Origin of the sequence: Fervidobacterium pennivorans DSM 9078 (assembly GCF_000235405.2) — a bacterium.
Classification (GTDB): Bacteria; Thermotogota; Thermotogae; order Thermotogales; family Fervidobacteriaceae; genus Fervidobacterium; species Fervidobacterium pennivorans.
In genome coordinates this window covers 113,609-133,169 of the sequence record NC_017095.1, presented here as the reverse complement: position 1 = coordinate 133,169, position 19,561 = coordinate 113,609, and the positions used below count along the sequence as shown (strand labels likewise).

The window sequence follows — 19,561 nt, the reverse complement described above, 5'->3', positions numbered from 1 at the left end:
TATCATTTCCCTCCACCAGATTTCAGCTGCTCTTCAAGTTGCAAAAGACTCCTATCTCTTTCCTTAATCTCTTTTGCTGGTATTCCTACTGCTATCTTCCAAAGCTGTATATCCTTAGTAACCAAACTCATTGCACCAATTGCTGCACCTTCGCCTATTGTTACTCCTGGTAATATTGTTGCACCTGTTCCAACAATAACGTGTTTACCCAAGCGCACTTTCCCACCGATCACATTTCTGTATTCACTTGGAACAGTCGGATTTGTAAGGTATTTCCCTGTATAGTCATCAGTCACTGCATATATCACCACACGACTTGATAATCCAGAAAAATCTTCCATCTCTATCCCGTATTCTCCCGCAAAAAGATAGCAACCAGCTGCTATATGTACATAGCTACCAATCCTTATCTTACCTGAAATAATGCAGAAGTCGTCGATTCTTACGTTATCACCTATTTCTATAAGCTCCGGCGTGTATATCGAGGCTTTCCGACTTATTAACACATTTTCCCCTATCTTGGAGAATCCTATCTCTTCGAGTTCCTCTCTTGTGTAAAAGGAAGTTTTGATCGACATTGTCATTTCCCTCCTACTATTCTCTTTATTATGATACATACATTCTCAATATGCTCGTCCTCTAAGTCGCCGTACAATGGTAAGTGCAATATCCTCGATGACACACTCTCTGAGTTTGGACAGCTCTGCCTTGAAAATATGCTATTTAAAGATGGATAGAAGTACTTCCTCGTGTTGTAGCTATTAGCCCTGAGTTCTTCAAAAACATTATCTCTTGTTTTCTCATCTGCAAACAGTACAGGCATATAAATATAGTTGTACTTGGTGAGTCTTTCACTCAGCTTTTGGTAATCAACTACATCACCGAGAAGCTCTCTGTATTTTTCGAAGACTCTTTTCCTCTTTTCGATTTCTTCATCGACAATCTCAAGATTCAATAACCCCATCGCTGCTTGAAATTCGTTCATTTTTGCATTTATCCCGACGTCTACAATTTCAACTTTTTGGTTAAATCCAAAGTTTCTCAGTCGTCTGGCTTTTTCTATCAGTTCTGAATTATCCGAAAAGATAGCCCCTCCTTCTATTGTATGAAATACTTTTGTCGCATGAAAACTTGCAACTGAAATATCTCCAAATTTGTATACAGACTTTCCTTCATAAAAAACATCAAAACAATGTGCTGCATCGTAGATTACTCTTAGATTATGCTTTTCAGCAATATCCTGAATTTCCTCTACGTTGCAAGGATTACCAAACACATGAACAGGCATTATCGCAACTGTTTTCTCTGTTATGCGCTTTTCTATCTCTTCTGGAGATATATTAAATGTTTCTGGATCAATATCTGCAAATACCGGTTTGTAACCTTGCCAGATTATCGCCTCAACAGTCGCTGCAAATGTGAACGGAGTAACGATTATCTCGGAACCTTTCGGGAAATCAAAAAGTTCAATTGCTATCAAGAGTGCAAGCGTTCCATTTGAAACTATCACACATTGAGTGTCAAACCTTTCAGATAGTCGCCTTTCAAGTTCGACCAAATAATCACCATTATTCGTCAACCACCGTGTCTCCCAGAGCTTTTTGATTTTCTCTTGATATTTCTCAAAATCCGGCATCATGCTTCTGGTTACGTTTATCATTTCTCCTCACCAGCTATCTCAATCAAATATTTTCCGTATTCTGTTTTCTCCATCTTCTTGCCAAGTTCTAATAGTTGTTCTTTTGAAATAAACCCCATCCTGTAAGCAATCTCTTCCAAACATGCGATGTAAAATCCCTGGCGTTTTTGTATCGTTGCGACGAAATTCGCAGCTTCCAAAAAGCTTTCCGGTGTTCCTGTATCAAGCCATGCAAAACCCCTACCAAGCGGTATTACCTTTAATTTCCCCATCTTAAGATATTCTTTATTCACATCTGTAATCTCAAGTTCTCCTCTCCAAGATGGCTTTATACTTTTGGCTATTTCAACCACTCTGTTATCGTAAAAATACAACCCAGGCACTGCATAGTTCGACTTTGGCTTTTCTGGCTTTTCCTCTATGGTTATCGCATTGAAATTTCCATCAAACTCAACAACTCCAAAATCTCTTGGATTTTTCACTGGATAAGCAAAGATTATCGCACCTTCTTTTAGCTTAGCTGCTTCTTGCAAAATCGGAGAAAAACCTTGCCCAAAAAAGACATTATCTCCTAGCACAAGGCAGACATTGTCTTTTGCTATGAACTCTTCACCAACGATAAACGCATCGGCTATCCCTCTTGGTTTTGCCTGGACTTGATATTCAAACTGCACACCAAGATGAGAGCCATCTCCGAGTAGTTTTTGATAGAGTGGCAAATATTCTGGGCTGGAAATAACGAGAATTTCTCTGATGCCAGCGAGCATTAAAACAGACAGAGGATAGTATATAAGTGGTTTATCGTATAGAGGCAACAGTTGTTTGTTGACAGCTATCGTTGCTGGATAAAACCTTGTACCTGAACCACCAGCGAGAACTATGCCTTTCATGCTAATCACCTCGTTTGACAAGGTTCACTAGGTAGTTAGAAAGCGCTGAAGAGCTCTTGTCTTCACTTTGTTTAGCCCTTCTGCTTAGAATATTAATCTACTTTAGTCTTCGAAAAGCTTTTTCCAATAATAAACGCATTTTTCTTCTGAGAACTCGCTTTTTATAATCTCGTGATTGTGCTTTCTGTCTTCATCACTCATGCCAAAAAAGGATTCAAAATTCTCTTCCCCTAAGTTGCAAGTATCGAAAACTTTTACACCTTTTTCCTCAAACATTTTCCATGTCGTTACCGTGCTTTTTATATAGACCTTTTTTCCTATGTATAATAGCGCCAGTATGTTTCCCAACCCCTGTTGTCTATCATGATTGAACACCGCAACATCAACATCTTTCAGAATTTTTCCGTACTCTTCTGGTTTTAAAAAGTCTGTTAACGGTTCAAAATTTTCTCCAAAAATTCTGCTTCCTTCTCTTATGAGCTTTTCAGTATATTCCACCTTTCCTCCATATGAAAGAGGGCAAATCACCTTTATTCCGTTGGCTTTGAATTTTTCTAATTTCTCGAATACCTCAATATGTTTGTTAGATGGATCAGCGGAGTTTCCAACTAAAACAACTATTTTTCCTTTATCTTTATTTACCGTCTCTAAAAGAGTATCTAAATATTTGTAATCAACTGGATTTGGATAAAATGCATAGTAGTAATTAGCTTTAGTTTTGTAATGTTGCTTTACTAACTCATAGTCACCTCTTACAAATGTTACTATGCCCCTTATGTTTCTAATGAACCTCTTTCGAACGAAATCCTTTAGTCTGACAGCAAGGTTACCTCTGTTTTGAATATAGAAATACAAGTCACCTCCCCACAAAACCCAATACGTCTTTTCCAAAATTTTCCTTTGGAAGTTAAGGAAAAGAAGGATTCTCAAAGAAAAGAACAACTGATGTAAGAATATCTTTTTGGATGATTTCAAAATCTTGAGAAATCTTCCAAACTCTTTCTTTAAATTCGGAAGTACAACCAAATTTTCTCTTTCTCGATATTCGTTTATCGAATAATCACCTACTATCAAAAAGAGATGTTCACGTATGTCAAAATTACGCTCAATGAAATCGAAAAAGGGCTCTGAAAATTTGTGATTGGTATTGTTAAAGATATGGACGTACATGGTCTCACCTCAACACTGCTCAAAGCACTTCGAAGCGTATCTTCTAAGTATAAGTACCTGTATCTATATATACTTATTATTATATACTTATCATTAGAACACTAATCTTTATTACGGCGTAAGAGTTAAAAATGTTGTACTAAACTTGTATCCGGAAACATCTAACTATCTTAACTATCTTATGTTCCTCAAATAATTCTCTGCAGCAATTTTCTGTCAGTTCAGAAATTGTTTGCCAGAAATTCATTTCCAACCGTTATCTACTACCCACATCTATTCCCCGACCTTTTGAGCTTACCACTCTATTTCCCTTTGCCACATCCTCTAAATAAGCCAATCTAAAAGTTTCCGAAGCGCTAACCATGAGAAAAGCATCAGATTCCCGCATGTGTTATAACGTCTCTTCTCTTGGTTTCATACTATGGAATGTTACTTTACTATCAATGCCCAGATACTTCTCCTTTAAAACTCTCTTTTTTCTCCATCTCCAGTAATAGAGTACTTCCAGTTTACCCACTTAAATTCTGACAACGCGAATAAATCCACGTTAAATGTTCTTTAGCTCTTATCGAAGCAATACAGCTATGAACTTAATCTCCCCTTTTGTACTCCACGTTATCTCTTTTGGTTAAAGAACTTTTTCCTCTCCATCTCATCATTTGGGAAGTCAGTATAAGCAATAAATAAAATACACGCACTCTAGAAAAGTAGTTTCTTACCAATTGTTCGACTTTACTTTTAAAGAGGCTTCTATTTTGAACAGTGATTACAGACATCTGGGCTTATTAATTCTCAAACTAAGCCTTACTTTATCAAATTTCGTAAAGCACTCTTGCAATCCAGTCTGTGTTTAGTCTTTATTTGCGCTTTAGAACGAATCTTTGAATAAACATTTTGACTAAGCGTGTTGACAAAAAAGGCATCCTATGCTTTTTTAGTTCCATGTACGCTTTTAGTACATCCGACAAACTGATAGAGTATTTCCTTAAGCTTGCGTACAAGAGTTCCACTACACAAATTTCAACCTTTTTAAAATCACTCGGTGAAAGTTTATTTTTTGCGTACTCATTAATCTTTAAAACCTCATTGAAACAACACCAAAAATACATTCTATCCTTCTTTTTGGATAGTGAATTTTCATGATCTGTTATGCAATAAATGGTCTCTTTCGTTGCTGTAAATTTCCTCATTGCAAGCCCGACTTTTACAGAGAAAAAATCATCATTACATACAATAACCTCAGAAAATTTTATGTCATTTTCTATCAAAAACTGCCTATTAATTATCTTCGATGTGGGGGTCTTAAAATAAAACCTCAGGAATAGTTCAGAATCTTCGCCTTTGTTGAGGAAATTATCGATTAACTTCTCGTAAGTTAGATGTCTCTTAGCTTTAGCACCTGTTTCCAAATACACACTAGTAGGTGTGAAAAAGATAACATCATAGTCAGTATCAAAATACTTTGAAACGATGTCGTAAAAACCTTCAACAAAGAAATCATCGGAGTCTGCAAATAAAACCCATTTTCCTTTTGCAAGGCTTAGGCCTATATTTCTGCATTTTCCCGCCCCTTTTATTTCGGTATCATTACTTAGAAACAAAACGTGTTCGAAGCGTTTGTCGCTTCTTATTTCTCTGAGCTCTTCCGTGTATTTATCGCTTTTGTCATCAACGACGATTACCTCTAAGCTATCTAAGACAGGTATACTCTCCAATAATTTACGTAACGTTTTGGGAGAGTTGTAATGCGGAATTATTATTGACAAATCTATTTTGTTCACTCGCAATCCTCCTTTGCAGTTTCGATAGTGTTACCTAAAAGGGTATTGAAACTTTCCAAAATCGCAGTGCTATTTAAATATGGAACACACTAAACGCACGTTTACAAAAGGAGCTGTCTGTATACACAAAACACCATTTCAGAAATTTTGCCACCAAAGGTAGAGCACTTTTCAATATAGCAGAACATGTCACACCTGTTCCTGATTCCTTTAAACTCTTCCGCTTTCCTAGTCAAATAATACTGGCTAACAGCAAAAACAATCAGTATGAATCTAAAATTCCATAAGTTATAGGCTTTTTCCAACTCAAAGTTTCATTACTGGTTTCATTCATCGCTACAACCCTTTTACAATGCTTCCATCACACAGTAGTTATTGTGTCTAACACTTTTTCGTAGAATCGTTTTTGGCCATCTGTTAACAGCATCGTATTGTGCCATAACAAAACAAAGTTACCATTAAACATTTTAACACGTTTTGCCAAAATTTCGATATAGTTCAAAGCATCCTCGTAATCTAAGTTCATGTAATTTTCTGCAAATAATGTACCATCCATAACCATTAGTGGCCTTTCTTTTATCTTAAGTGGTTCCCTTTGTTCCAAATCATATACCGTATATTCGTAGCAAGTACCTGTTCTGAAACCAACATGTTGAGCATAGGTCATTGTACTATCATAATCAACACCCACCTGGTCCAGAATGCGCCAAGTTGTTGGTACTTCAAACCTCAGGTAATGTTGTCTGTTTCCAATGCTACTCTGTTTAATTCCAAGTTCTTTCATTTTCAAAATTAACTTTTCAAATTCCATTTTTAACTTCTTCAAATCTTTGTACGCACCAAAGCTTGCATGTAAACCTATTCTATGACCACGCGCATAGATCATTTTCAATGCCTCTTCAACATGTTCGCTGTCGAAATCGTAAAACGTATCAAACTTAGGGTCTGTATGACCTGTCATAAAATAAAACTCGGAAACAACTCCCCTTTTTTCGCTTGTCTTCGTTATAAAGTCAAACGTGTAGGCAGGATCCAGTTCTAATCTTCCAAGCTTTGCTAGAACTCTTTTCAATACGGTCTTCACACTCTTCCTTTTTACAATGTCACCAATGCATCCTCTAATAACTCTTTTCCAACGAAATTTATAAGCAACTGTCGGACGGTCTATATCATGAGTTGGTATTACTCTGTACGTTCTCTCGTTTCTTTTCAAACCTGGCCACAATCTTCTTATAACGGCCCAAAGGATTTCAACGTACTCATTGACAATAGGTCTCAGAAGAAATCCTTCTTTTAATGCTAACGATTCACTTGCTGGAAAACGCCCATACATGTCAGTTGCTTTGTTTACGTATTCCTCATAGCGTGTTAGCATAAAAAATGTCGAGCCAAATATGTCTAATCCTAAAGTTATACCTTCGTTATCTTGTTGAATATATTTTCCATTCTGGAGCTTTTGACCGTAGATAACAGGTATATAGTCATCACATACCACAGCTTCTGGCAAATCACTTTTTACATCCCATCGTTCCAGTGGTAATTTAGGCAAACTATCAAAGCTACACCATTCTTTTTCTGGAATAGAAAACAAAACAGTTTTAATTTTCAGTATCTTATTGGAATGACTTAAAGTAATTACTATTTCATCACCTTCGCCTTCCAACAGCTCAAAATTCAGCCCTAAGAACTCGAAGAAAAGAACACTTGAAATATATCCAATTTCAGGCTTGTACTTTCTCGGTGCGAGTATTTTTAACTTTTCCACAGAATTGCCACCTCCTGCATAAAAGGAGATAATGTTAACTAAAAGTATTGAAACTTTCCAAAAACCGCATTATCCTTTAAAGAGGGGACACCCCCCAAACAACTTGACAAAGCAGGTTCCCCATGATGAACAACTCAACACTCTCCTGTCCCAAATGCGGTTCCACCAGCTTATACAAAAACGGTCATGACAAATACGGTAACCAACAATTCCTTTGCAAACTCTGCCATCATTCTTTCAAACTTTCCCATTCTCACAAACCCAAAAACTTCCCTTTCCCTTATCCCATATGTCCTTCTTGTAGTAAGTCTAAGGTCTTTGTGTAGTGAAGAATCTTTGGCAAACCAACAACGGTAATATCAATCGCACCATCTCGCAATTACACTCTTTCATCACTACAAGTCAACACTGCCCTCAGCACTGTCGTGTATGATTCTATTCCGCTTTCTGCTTTCTTACTTACCATTGTTTAGCACTGTGAATCACAGAGGTTGCCTTGACTGGTTCCAAGGACTTTTTAGCAATCTCGCCGTACGTGAAGACCTTGTGTCCCTCTTTAAGAGCAACTTCCTTCATTCTTCCGTAGAGTGTTTCATCCGTTACTACCCTTTTGAGAACTTTATACATCTCTTCCTCAGAGTCATCGTATAGAAATAAGCAGTTACCTCCCAAATCGAGGTACTCTTGACCAGGGAAGTATTTAAAGACTGAAGGAATGCCTAAGGCGACCGTATGTTGCCATAACACAGAAAAACTTCCTGGGTAGACTGCAAGATCCGATGCAATTAAGTACTCATAGATTTGCTCCTGGCTCAGCCAGCCAAGATATATAATCTTGTCGGCATCAAGAAGGCTCATGAATTCTTCACTTAGCTCTTCAGCAATAGTACCAAAGATTACCATTTTCAGGGGGGCTTCTCGAAAGTTTCTTACCACTTTCATTAGTGAAAGCGTTTGGCGTCTTTGCTTGTCGATCTTGCCACCAGTAATTATCAGAAACTCAGATTCCTTAATTTTAAGTTTTTCACGAATTTGCTTTCTGATTTTTCCGCGCTTATCCTGGTCCAAGATTATTTTTTCGTCGTCTGCGCCCATTACCAAAAGTTCGATCCTTGAGTCGGCTATCCTATACACCTGTCTTAAGAAATCGCAACATTGTGGAGCGACACAATAGAACTTTTCGACATAAGGTTCCACTGTTTTGACAACTATTCGCCACAGACCTTTGTGCAGGATGTTTTTAGAAATGAAATTCCTAGCACTGTTCCAGAAGTCCGCATGGCTATCAACCAGAAGAACCACTTCTGATTTATGTCTCTTCTTGTACTTTACGACCTTTAACAGGGCGAGAGACTGAGGACCGTGAAAAAATACCACATCGGGATCAAGCTCTCTAAGAAGCTTAAGAAAGCCATGATAGAGTCCTAATCTCCTTCCAAAAGCTCCGAACACTGGCGTCAATCTGTAGACTGGGATTCCATTCTCGTTTATGTAAGTCTCTTCAAGACTAGAACATTCGATTTTTCCCGATTTTGACCACCTGCAATCATTGGCTATTATAATGACTTCGTGTCCGAGTTTCTTGTGGTATTTTGTCAAAAGATTTTCTTGGTACCCGAGCCCATCGGTGTACGGACCTGTAAGGCACACGTGTACGATTCTCACGTTTTCTCCCTCCTTCTACAAGACGGACTTGAATAGCATGTGCTCCAACAAAACCTCAATAAAGACTGGTATCGAAAAACCTATAGTATAACTTAATGAGCTGAGCAAATCCCCTCTAAGGATGAAAAACAGGAATCCTATGTAAAAAGGGTAAAGTAATTCTATCACCAGCACATTATTACTAAAACGAACTATAGAGCCATAATATAAGGAATCTAACTTTTTCGTCACATAGCCAAGTGCAATCGCAAACAATGGTATTCCCAAAATCCCGAAGTTAATGTATGCCTCTCCCACGAGCGGACATGACACATTTGTAAAGCTCCACCCAAGTCTTTGAGCTATTTCATGACCACTTCCCACAGGTTTATTCTGCCATACAGACCTGGGAACGAAAAAAAGCAGATTGCCGAGGAGTTGTCTCCCATTTGTTGGTCCTTCCTCGTGAACTACCGCTATGGTTCTTACAAACATTGAATAGGCGTCGAAATCACCGGTAGTTATAGTTTCAAGAATGGTTGGTGGTTTGATGTTCGAACCAAGTGCTTCGTTAATGGCTTGTGCTCTAAAAAGGTTCAAAAGTGGAAATAGTATTATGAAACTTACTATAAAAATTACTTTAAACAAATTTTTCTTTTTAAAGGTTCTTTTCCAAACTATAAAAATTCCCAAGTAAACTGCCCCCGTCCAAAATCTTGCTCTTCCTGTTGGAAAATTTTCCAGTATAACCAGTAACGACGCCAAAGCCAGAAGTATGCGATTAATAGACGCACGCTTTCTTGCCGTAGCAATAACATAAGCTAAGAGATGTACCGAAATTCCGCCAAAGGTAATGTTCAAAATCAGCATAACAGGCTGAGATACATCTGTGAAGACTTCGCCATAGGTACCTCTGGAAAACAAAAGAACAATAGTTGAAGCTTCCCGAAGCAGGTAAGCAAAGTAAAAAGCTGAGACAATCAACAACCAAGAGATGTAAAGCCTGTGGTGTTTAATTTCCTTCTGGAAAATCTTTCCCAGAAATGTTTTGGCACGTTCATTCGTTTTTATATATGTTAGCTCAAATAGCACCGTGAAGAGCAAAATGAGAATGTTAGCATAAATAATTCTTTCATTTGTTAACAAGTATGTATCCCACCAAGGAAACTGTCCAGAAATGTATTGGATAAGCGGTGCTACGAACATGAAAATTACCATAAACAAATAATATATCTCTTTGAGACTAAATCCGAGCGGGGATATAGTTGCTAACTGTATTAAAAAGAATGAGCCGTTGAGCAAAAAGGTAAGAATAGCTACCCAGTGTAGCCCAGGATTGAGCTTGGGAGTTAATAATGTTAGGTAAGCGGTATAAGAAACGATTATTGCAATAATTATAAATAACACTTTAGAGTCATAAATCTGTGCGCTTCTTGTACATCTAGAATTAGACGCCAACAACTTTTTCATTCCCTTCACAATATAACTCTTCGTACAAGCCAATATATGAGTTTACCATAAACTGGTGAGAAATAACACTTCTCATCGAACTCTCTATAATTACACCTTTTGTACCAATTGACTTCAGGCTTTTTACCAAATCCAAGATGTATTTGGCGCTGCAAGGTTTTATAGCCATCCCTGATTTCTCTGAAACGATAGTTTCACTAGAACCGCCAGAGTCAAAGGTTATTACATATGTTCCACACGCCTGTGCTTCAAGATTTACGGTTGGATAATTGTCTTCTAACGTGGGATTAAAAAACACATCTGCTGCTGTATAAATTTCGGCAAGCTCTTTTGCTAAGCTGGTTCTCTTTATACCTATTACGTTTCTTGGTAGCATTTTAATTTGTTTATCTGATACCCCAACAAGTACGATAACTTCGTCATCGGATAGATATTTAGACAATTCTAAGAAATAGTCGAAACCCTTTCTCCTATCCCATACATTAGCAACTCCGAGTATCACAAACTTATTGGCCAACCCAAACCTCTTTCTGAAATCGCTCGGAGTTGGTTTGAAGATAGACACGTCAACACCATTTGGAATTACTTTTACTGGGTACTCTGCCAAAAAGGATTCCTTGACCAGTCCTGCTAACCACTGAGATGGTGTTACCAATGTCATGTTTCTAACACCAGTAAAGATTTTTCTTTTTCGTTGATAATTTGATTTAGAATTGTCCAAAAAAACACTTTTGGGATATGCCTTCTTTTCTGGACATGAATAACAGCCTGTCTTCCATTTATCACACCTTGCATAGAGAAAATAAGCACAGTGACCTGTGAAAGCCCAGCAGTCATGCAAGGTCCAAACAACGGGCTTATCATATCGTTTTAGAAAGTCAAAGAGTACCTCTATGTGCAAGTAGTACCCGTGTATGTTATGCAGATGTATTATGTCTGGGTTAATTTTCTCCACAGTTTTTACAAATTCCTTTGTTGCTTTCTTTGAACCAAATCCATGCAAATCAAACATTCGAGTGAGTAAAACATGAAAGTACACGTCAAGGTCATTGCCTATTCTTATAGCTTCTTCGCAATTTCTCACTGGCTTACGTCCGTATGCAATGTAACTTTCGTGCCCCTTTTCTTTCAAAGTGTTATGAATCTGCAACATTATTCTTCCAGTGCTTCCAACACCACAAACCGAGTTAATTTGTAAGACTCTCATCAGTACTCTCCCCAAACGACTCTCCTTACGTAGTCGGTATATGAAAGGATTATTCTAACAATTTTATCAGAAACATTTGGAACGTTGTAATCATCTACTATCCTCATTCGGCGGTTTCCTTGCATTTCAAGAACCTTGAGTCCTTGGAGTATTCTATCTTTTTTTAGTCCAACCATCATTACTGCTGCTTCTTCCATTGCCTCAGGTCTTTCGTGTGCTTGTCTTATGTTAAGAGCCTTTAGTCCAAGTATAGACGCTTCTTCACTTATCGTACCACTATCGCTAAGGACTGCTTTTGCATTCATCTGGAGCTTTACGTAATCACTAAAACTCAGAGGCTTAAGTGTTCTAATCAATGGATGAAAGGTTATACCCTTTGCTTCTAGCATTTTCCTTGTTCTGGGATGTGTGCTCATTATAATCGGCAATCCATAAATCTCTGCGATCGCATTCAAGCTCTCTACCAAATCAAAAAAGTTTTTTTCATCGTTAACATTTTCTTCTCTATGTGATGATACTACAAAGTATTTATCTTTTTCAAGTCCGAGGCGTTCAAGTATATCAGAATTTTGTATCTTCTGCATGTTGGCATGTATTACCTCGTACATCGGACTGCCAGTTTTTATTACCCTGTCTGGTGGAAAGCCTTCTCTAATTAAGTATTCCCGAGCAATGGTACTGTATGTAAGGTTTATGTCAGCGATATGATCAACTATCCTTCTGTTCGTTTCCTCAGGGACTCTTTGATCGAAACACCTATTTCCAGCTTCCATGTGAAATATCGGTATCCGTCTTCTTTTAGCAGCTATTGCCGCAAGACAGCTGTTAGTATCTCCTAAAACAAGGAAAGCATCGGGCTTAACTTCATTGAGAATGGGATCTATTTTGATAAGTATGTTCCCTATAGTCTCAATCGGGGAACCGGTTGCGGCATCAAGGAAGTAATCAGGCTTCCTTAGACCCAAGTCTTCAAAGAATATTTGGTTTAGTTCATAGTCGTAGTTCTGACCAGTGTGCACAAAGATGTGCTCTATAGCTTCGCAACTGTCAAGTTTCTTAATCACCTCGGAAAGTCTAATTATTTCTGGTCGAGTTCCAACAACAGTCATAACTTTAAGTTTTTTCATTATCGCTCAAACCTCCAAGTAGTATGTGTCCGGCTTATTTGGATCAAAAGGTTCATTTGCCCAGATTATAACTACCATATCTGCATCGCCCGTGTTCTCAATGTTGTGAGTGTAACCTGGTGGTATGTCAACAACCTGAAGTTCCTCACCTGACACATGGTATTCGATAACTTCGCTTGAATCTACTCTTCTTAGTCTAATAACACCTTTACCACTAACTACGAGAAATTTTTCGTTTTTTGTATTATGCCAGTGGTTACCTTTTACGATACCAGGCTTTATGATATTTATAGAAATTTGTCCCCTATCTGGTGTTTTTAGGAACTCTGTGAAGGAGCCTCTATGGTCGACGTTCATTTTTAACTTGTATCCAAATTTATCCTTTGGTAAGTACGATAAATACGTAGCATGGAGCTTTTTAACGAACTCATCAGATAATTTGGGAACCGATAGGTCTTCGCAAGCTTGTTTAAAACTGTAAATCATCTCTGCCAAGTCACCGAGCCTTATTGTATATGCCCTCGGTATTTCACAAAATTGACCTTTTCTTGTCTCTTGACCGTTCATTGCTCTGATAAATTCGTCTACCACATCGTCTATATATACGAGCCTCAAAACTACGTTGGGATCTCTTATTTCTATTGGTAAATCATTGGCTATGTTGTAGCAAAACGTTGCAACAACACTGTTGTAGTTGGGCCTGCTCCATTTTCCAAACAAATTTGGCAGTCTATACACTAGGACTTTATTGCCGTGATTCTTTTCGAATTCAAAAAGTAGGTCTTCAGCAGCTTTCTTACTTCTTCCGTATGGATTATCGAGCTCTGCCTGAATGGAAGATGCATAGAGAATAGGAGCTCTGTTCTCATTTTGTATAAGAGCTTCTATGAGTTTTCTTGTAAATCCGTAATTCCCCTCCATGTATTCTTCCTCAGATTGAGGTCTGTTCACACCTGCTAAATGATAAACGAAATCACATTCTTTAGTATAGTCATATAGAAGTTTTTCTTCAGCTTCCCTGTCATACTCATAAATTTCGTTATAACCAAGGTTTTTAAGTTGTGCAACAAGATTTTTCCCAACAAACCCCTTGGCACCGGTCACGAGGATTTTCATTCCAATCAACCCTCACTATACGAATTTTTCTATTTGAAAAATTCTTGTTTTTTCTTTCTTGTACTCAGCCAGTTCTTCTTGTATGTATTCAAGAGACAAGAGCTTTTCTTTGATTTGGTCTATGTTTAAGATTGTTGTATTGTTTGAAGCATAAGGTTGAACATTTTCTACCCTAAGATCGCCTTCAACGAAGTATTTGTCATAGTTTAGGTCTCTTGTATCAGTTGGTACTCTGAAGAAATTGCCAAGGTCCTCTGCAATTGTGCGTTCTTCCTTGGTGAGAAGAATTTCATGCATTCTTTCCCCATGCCGAATGCCAATTATTTTGATTTCGTTGTCTGCTTCAAACAATTCTTTTATAGCCTGAGCTAAATCTCCTACGCGTGCAGCTGGAGCCTTTTGGACTAAGATGTCTCCACTTTTTCCATTCTCCATTGCGTACAAAACAAGGTCTACCGCTTCGTCTATGCTCATGAGAAATCTTGTCATCTCAGGGTGTGTTACTGTTAAGGGTTGACCTGTTTTAATTTGGTGAACAAACAAAGGAATAACAGACCCTCTTGAGGCCATAACGTTTCCATAACGTGTAATACACATCGTGGTTTTATCGGGGGGCACCGTTCTCGATTTTGCTTGTACCACTTTTTCCATAAGAGCCTTTGTCATGCCCATCGCATTGACAGGATAAGGTGCTTTATCAGTCGAAAGACATACAACTTTCTTTACACCAAATTCTATTGCAGCGGTGAGAACGTTATCCGTGCCAATTACATTTGTTTTTACTGCTTCAAGTGGAAAAAACTCACAGCTGGGTACCTGTTTTAAAGCTGCTGCATGGAACACAAAATCTACCCCAGGCATTACATTACGAACACTCTGTAAATCTCGAACGTCCCCTATGTAAAACTTGATCTTGTCATTTTTGTAAAGCTTTCGCATATCATCCTGTTTCTTTTCATCGCGTGAGAATATTCTTATCTCTCCTATATCAGTATTGAGAAATCTTCTAAGTACAGCATTTCCAAAAGTTCCAGTTCCCCCTGTGATGAGAAGGGTCTTCCCAGTAAAGATACTCATTTCCTCACCTCCGCAATCGCATCCTTGATATATTCATCCATTAAATACAGCAACTTATTTTTGTCAAAATGTTTTTTGGAATATCTAAGGGCGTTTTCCCCCATTTTTTCCAAAGTCCCTTTTTGAGTACTTGCCAAGTATAGTATTGCCTGCGTCAAGCATTCCACATCTCCGGCGGGACAGACAACTCCAGCCTGTGCGTCTCGCACTATGTTCATCGCTTCACCATTTGCTGATACGATTACTGGCTTTCCACATGCCAAATATGTTTGGAGTTTAGCCGGAATGTATTTTTCATAAACTGGGTTGTCACGTAAAACTAACAATGTCGCATCACAACATGCTATCATTTCCGGGACTTTTTCGGCTGGTTGCTTTCCAAGAAAGTTGAAAAAATCCTCGACTTGTTCTTCCTGAATTTTCCTTATGAGCTCTTCCTTATAACTTCCATCTCCAACCATGTTAAATCTAACCGGTGCACCTATTCTTTTCAGATTTTTTGCGGCTTCTACTAAAATATCCAATCCTTGGGCGTATCCAATGTTGCCAGCGTATACAATATTGAAACGGTCTTGAGGTATGTAAGAGCCGTAACTACATTCACTTAGCGGTCTATAGAAATCCTCTGCATATTGTGGCCAATAAACTAATTTTTCCTTTGTTCCACCGTTTTCTAATATGCTTTCAATAAAAGCCTTTGATGGGACAAAGATTTTTGTGCAGTTTTTGTATATATAACTCACCAGCTTCTTAATCACTCCCACAAAAACCCGATTTTTGACACCTGTGACAGCGACTACGTTTTCGGGCCATAGATCCAAAACATATAAAAAACACGGAATCTTCCGCCTTTTGGCATATACTATTCCTGGCAAGGCTTGAGTTATCGGTGAACCAGCATACACGAAAACTATATCTGCTCTTAATCTTGCAAACAGAGACCAAATAATTCCAGATAATGCAAAAGAAAGGTAATTAAGCGATAATGTAAAAAAATTTCTTCCCCTGGGGATTATTGGAATTCTGTAAATCTCTGCTCCTTTGTAATATTCATGACGCCTTTTAAAAAAACCGTATCCTTTATAGAACTTGCCTTCTGGATAATTTGGGATGCCGGTAAGAACTGAAACTTTGTAACCCCTTTTTGTCCACTCAGCCACTAAGTCATTAACTCTGTACTGCTCTGGGTAGAAAACTTGAGCAATTATAAGTATGTGCTTTGCCAAAACAAAGCCACCTCACCAAGCTATGTAGGGTAAAATAAACCTTAGTCTGTTATCTAGCTCCATCTTTGAACACCAATCTTTCCAAAGTTTGCAGAATTATTCTCAAATCCAGAAAGATACTTCGATTCTTGACGTAGTACAAATCATACTCCGTCTTTATTTTGTATTCTTCCAATGTCGACGAATGCTTGTAATTAATCTGTGCCCAGCCAGTTAGACCCGGCTTTACCAAGAGACGATATGTATAATACGGTATGTGTGGTTTCATCATTTCGTGATATTCAACCATTTCTGGTCTTGGCCCCACAAGACTCATGTCACCTTTTAGAATAAGCCAGAACTGTATTGATTCGTCTATTCTTGTTTTTCTTATGAACTTACCTATTTTTAGAGCTCTCTGTTCAATATCCTTATTTGGATTGCTTACATCTATCTTAGTATTTCTTAATGAACGAAGTTTGACTATTTCGAATATTTTCTCGTTCTTGCCAACCCTTTGTTGCTTGAATAAAATTGGTTTTCCATCTTCGAGGAATATCCATATCGCCGATATCAATATCACTGGCGAATACACAACCAGCCCGATGAGTGAAAAGAATATGTCCATTACTCTTTTTGCCGGAGATTCTTTGATGTTGTCAAAGTAAACTTTGTAGTATTCTTCGAATTTTTGCATAACTTCAAGAGGGATGCGTTTTAAAACCATTTCTGCTAAGTTTGGAAGATATTCGATTTTGTGAGTTTGCCTAATTTGCTCCAGTTCGTTTCCGATTTCTTTTTCAAGTTGCGGGTCTGTTATGAGAACATTATCGTATTGTGCTATTTTCTCTTTGAATGTCACCGGTGATGGGTTAATGTATTCTACAAATTGATACTTTCCCTTTGATTTTTCTTCGATTTCCTTAAGAATGCTATAAATTTCTGATTTTCTTCCAACCACAAGATAGCGAATTGGCTTAATTGTCTTCGATGATATTTTTGATAATATGTAATTGAGAAATGGGAGGATGAAAATGAAGATAAGTAATATAAGCATAAGTTTTTTTGTGAAAAATTGTATATCAAAGAGCTTACAGAATGCGAAAAGAAAGAGCGAACCAATAGTAATTCCAAAAATACTTCTTGAGAGCGCCTCGTTTAAGTCGTCTGAGTATTCATAGAATTTAAAAGCATACAAAGTTGTGATAATTAAAAATGGGTATAAAAGGGACATATAGTAGTTTTTGGTCACAAGTAACCCAGATGTTGCTAAAATGACGTAATTTGCTATAAACTGCAGGCTCAAGAAAGCCCCCCCAATTCCAATGATTTAACTCTTTTCATTAATTTAGACTTTCTTTGATGATATTCCGTTCATCAGTTATATTTTACTACCATTTTTAATCATTAATTTTTCTCCCGAATTTCAAAAATTTTTCTATTTCTTGTCAATCCAAACGAAGTGGACGTTTTTGAATAAACTACCAAAGAGCAACTTTGGTTTTTCTGAAATGCTTGGTTTTATAACAACAACAGAACTGTTTGCGATATCTTCGAAATACTTTGCTTCAGCAGAATCAGAGTCTGGTGTAATTATCATTATTGCATCCATTGTATCCTTAAGTAAATTGACCTTCTCTAAGAAGGTTTCATTGAAAAATGCATAAGGTTCGTCATCTTTGCTCTTGATAACAAAAGACAGCGTGTCCTTGTACTGAGCTAAGTCGCTTTGTGAAATGAATTGAGCAAAAGATAGTGCTTTTGATTTATCGATGAGATCACTAAAATCACCGGTGGTATCTATAATTAAGGTTCTCTTACCGAGTGCGGAGAAAAATTTTGAAAGCTCGTAGCTGATGCTGTTTTTCTCAGTTATTCTTCCTACCGATGTGATATGGATCATTTTGGCAGTTTTATTTGATTCTTCATGTGAAAAGTTATTGCCAAAGAGTTTTACGTACAACTCTTTCATTGCTTCAGTGTTCTTTGCACTATCAAATGGTAGTTTGAATTCGGTTGGTATAACTCCAGTGATGGCGGTAAGTTGGTATTTATCGAGAATTCTTTGGTCTGTTGCTTCTCGTAAAAAGGCAACAAGAATACCAAGAAAAATACCAAGAACCCCGCTAACAGCAAGCATTAGTTTTTTATTTGGCTTGGCGGGTTTTTCTGGAATGTATGGTTCATCGATAACAACAGGTACGTTGAAGTTCATTCCAGCAGTTGAAAGGCGGAGTTCTTCCTCCTTGGCTTTAAGAGCTGTATATGTCTGTTGTTTGACAGTGAAATCTCTTTGCAAGGCAACATATTCACGTTGGATTTCTGGGTACTTTGAAAGTTGGTTGTCAAGGTCATTTTTTGTCTTTTGAAGTCCTTGGAGCGCAGCTTTTAGGCTTTCTTTTTCTGTGATTGCTTTTGAAAGCGAAGCGTAAAGTTCACTGAGCACAGGGTCTTGAGCTTCAACTTTTGCTGATGTTATTCTGTTTAGCTCGTCATTTATCATCTTCTTAATAACTTCTATTTGTTTTTCAACATCTTTCACAGGTTCTGCTTCTTCTGTGTATTTCAAAAGTAAAGAACTGCGTTGAATTTCAAGTTGAGATAGTTCCTTTTTTAATTCTTCAAGTTGGTCACTGGTTGGTGTGTATGACTGTGCTTTTGCCAGTCCTTTTACTTCCGAAATCCTTTTGTTTAGCTCCGCTATTTGAGCCTCTGCCGATTGAATTGCAAGCTGTGTGTCAACAATTTGTTTTGTTATGTCACTATAGCTTTGGATCAACTGTTCTATTTCTTTCGTTGGCATGAGCGATTTTGTCTTTTGGAATTCCTGAAGCTTGGCTTCTACTTCGGCAAGTTCTTTTTCAACTATAGGTAGTTGCTGCCTTACAAAATCATACAGGTACGAATTTTCATCCTTGTTGAGTTCTTTTGCAACTTCGATGTAGTTCTTTATAACCGATTGTGCGATTTTGTAACCAAGTTCTTTGTCGTCAAGGGCGACTGTAAGACTGATAAGTGATGTATTCTTCTTAGATGTTGCAGTTACTATGTCTTTAGCGAGCATATTAATAACCTGGTTTTCTGTTAATTCAACTTTTTCAGGATTCTTTGCCTTGTTTTTGAAGTAATCCAGTAAGTTTAGCTCTTTTACAACATTCCCAAGAACTTTTCTGCTCTTGATTATTTCTATCTGCTCATCAACAGCTGGAGAGGTTGTTGAACCTCCCAGCACGAGTGCTGCCGCACCAGAAAGGCTCATTCCCGAAGATTTTGGAAGCTTTATCGTTGCAGTTATTTCGTATGTAGGTGCTGCAATGAAAAATAAGTAGACAAGAGTTAGTGCAACCGTGATAACAAATGTTGCAATTAAAAGCCATTTTCGTCTTTTGAGTATTTGGATTATATCGCTCAGTGTTATTTCATCGTTAACGACATCTTGTTGCAGCTCTCTTGCTTCCATATTAGGTTTC

Annotated in this window: 16 protein-coding genes; 1 reads left to right on the top strand and 15 read right to left on the bottom strand. The window is 37.7% G+C overall.

Features of this window, described 5'->3' with window-relative positions:
* Nucleotides 1-2: 2 nt before the first annotated feature.
* The 6 genes from FERPE_RS00580 to FERPE_RS00555 form a co-directional block, all read right to left on the bottom strand.
* Nucleotides 3-578: an acyltransferase gene (locus FERPE_RS00580; protein ID WP_014450746.1), complete on the bottom strand. Its 576-nt coding sequence runs from the start codon at nt 576-578 to the stop codon at nt 3-5.
* Nucleotides 579-580: 2 nt separating this feature from the next.
* Complete coding sequence (locus tag FERPE_RS00575; RefSeq protein WP_014450745.1) at nt 581-1,660, bottom strand: DegT/DnrJ/EryC1/StrS family aminotransferase; 1,080 nt, start codon at nt 1,658-1,660, stop codon at nt 581-583.
* Complete coding sequence (gene rfbA / locus FERPE_RS00570; protein ID WP_014450744.1) at nt 1,657-2,529, bottom strand: glucose-1-phosphate thymidylyltransferase RfbA; 873 nt, start codon at nt 2,527-2,529, stop codon at nt 1,657-1,659. The genes FERPE_RS00575 and rfbA overlap by 4 nt, the downstream gene beginning before the upstream one ends.
* Nucleotides 2,530-2,631: 102 nt before the next feature.
* On the bottom strand, nt 2,632-3,699 hold the full coding sequence (locus tag FERPE_RS00565; protein WP_014450743.1) for a TDP-N-acetylfucosamine:lipid II N-acetylfucosaminyltransferase family protein: 1,068 nt from the start codon (nt 3,697-3,699) through the stop codon (nt 2,632-2,634).
* A gap of 857 nt (nt 3,700-4,556) precedes the next feature.
* Entirely contained in the window at nt 4,557-5,480 is a 924-nt protein-coding gene (locus FERPE_RS10170; protein WP_014450742.1) for a glycosyltransferase family 2 protein, read from the bottom strand.
* 361 nt (nt 5,481-5,841) lie between these two features.
* Nucleotides 5,842-7,245, bottom strand: a complete 1,404-nt coding sequence (locus FERPE_RS00555; RefSeq protein WP_014450741.1) for a polysaccharide deacetylase family protein — start codon at nt 7,243-7,245, stop codon at nt 5,842-5,844.
* A 125-nt stretch (nt 7,246-7,370) separates the two neighbouring features.
* Between FERPE_RS00555 and FERPE_RS10520 the strand changes: the two genes are divergently transcribed.
* A complete protein-coding gene (locus FERPE_RS10520; protein ID WP_245530417.1) occupies nt 7,371-7,571 on the top strand; it encodes an IS1/IS1595 family N-terminal zinc-binding domain-containing protein in 201 nt (66 codons plus the stop codon).
* A 133-nt stretch (nt 7,572-7,704) separates the two neighbouring features.
* Here the strand turns inward: FERPE_RS10520 and FERPE_RS00550 are convergent, their stop codons facing one another.
* From FERPE_RS00550 to FERPE_RS00510, 9 genes are all read right to left on the bottom strand, one after another.
* Nucleotides 7,705-8,910 (bottom strand): glycosyltransferase family 4 protein, encoded by a 1,206-nt coding sequence (locus tag FERPE_RS00550; RefSeq protein WP_014450740.1) that lies wholly within the window; start codon nt 8,908-8,910, stop codon nt 7,705-7,707.
* A 15-nt stretch (nt 8,911-8,925) separates the two neighbouring features.
* Entirely contained in the window at nt 8,926-10,359 is a 1,434-nt protein-coding gene (locus tag FERPE_RS00545; protein WP_155804069.1) for an O-antigen polymerase, read from the bottom strand.
* A complete protein-coding gene (locus tag FERPE_RS00540; protein ID WP_014450738.1) occupies nt 10,337-11,566 on the bottom strand; it encodes a glycosyltransferase in 1,230 nt (409 codons plus the stop codon). Before FERPE_RS00540 ends, FERPE_RS00545 begins: the two co-directional genes overlap by 23 nt.
* Entirely contained in the window at nt 11,566-12,693 is a 1,128-nt protein-coding gene (gene wecB / locus FERPE_RS00535) for a non-hydrolyzing UDP-N-acetylglucosamine 2-epimerase (RefSeq protein ID WP_014450737.1), read from the bottom strand. Before wecB ends, FERPE_RS00540 begins: the two co-directional genes overlap by 1 nt.
* Before the next feature lie 6 nt (nt 12,694-12,699).
* Nucleotides 12,700-13,809, bottom strand: a complete 1,110-nt coding sequence (locus FERPE_RS00530) for a capsular polysaccharide biosynthesis protein CapF (protein WP_014450736.1) — start codon at nt 13,807-13,809, stop codon at nt 12,700-12,702.
* Between the two features lie 15 nt (nt 13,810-13,824).
* Complete coding sequence (locus FERPE_RS00525) at nt 13,825-14,886, bottom strand: polysaccharide biosynthesis protein (protein WP_014450735.1); 1,062 nt, start codon at nt 14,884-14,886, stop codon at nt 13,825-13,827.
* A complete protein-coding gene (locus tag FERPE_RS00520) occupies nt 14,883-16,112 on the bottom strand; it encodes a glycosyltransferase family 4 protein (RefSeq protein WP_014450734.1) in 1,230 nt (409 codons plus the stop codon). Before FERPE_RS00520 ends, FERPE_RS00525 begins: the two co-directional genes overlap by 4 nt.
* A 49-nt stretch (nt 16,113-16,161) precedes the next feature.
* The gene (locus tag FERPE_RS00515) at nt 16,162-17,397 is read right to left on the bottom strand and encodes a sugar transferase (RefSeq protein WP_014450733.1); all 1,236 of its coding nucleotides are present in this window, start codon (nt 17,395-17,397) and stop codon (nt 16,162-16,164) included.
* 132 nt (nt 17,398-17,529) lie between these two features.
* Complete coding sequence (locus tag FERPE_RS00510) at nt 17,530-19,551, bottom strand: GumC family protein (protein ID WP_014450732.1); 2,022 nt, start codon at nt 19,549-19,551, stop codon at nt 17,530-17,532.
* Nucleotides 19,552-19,561: the final 10 nt, after the last annotated feature.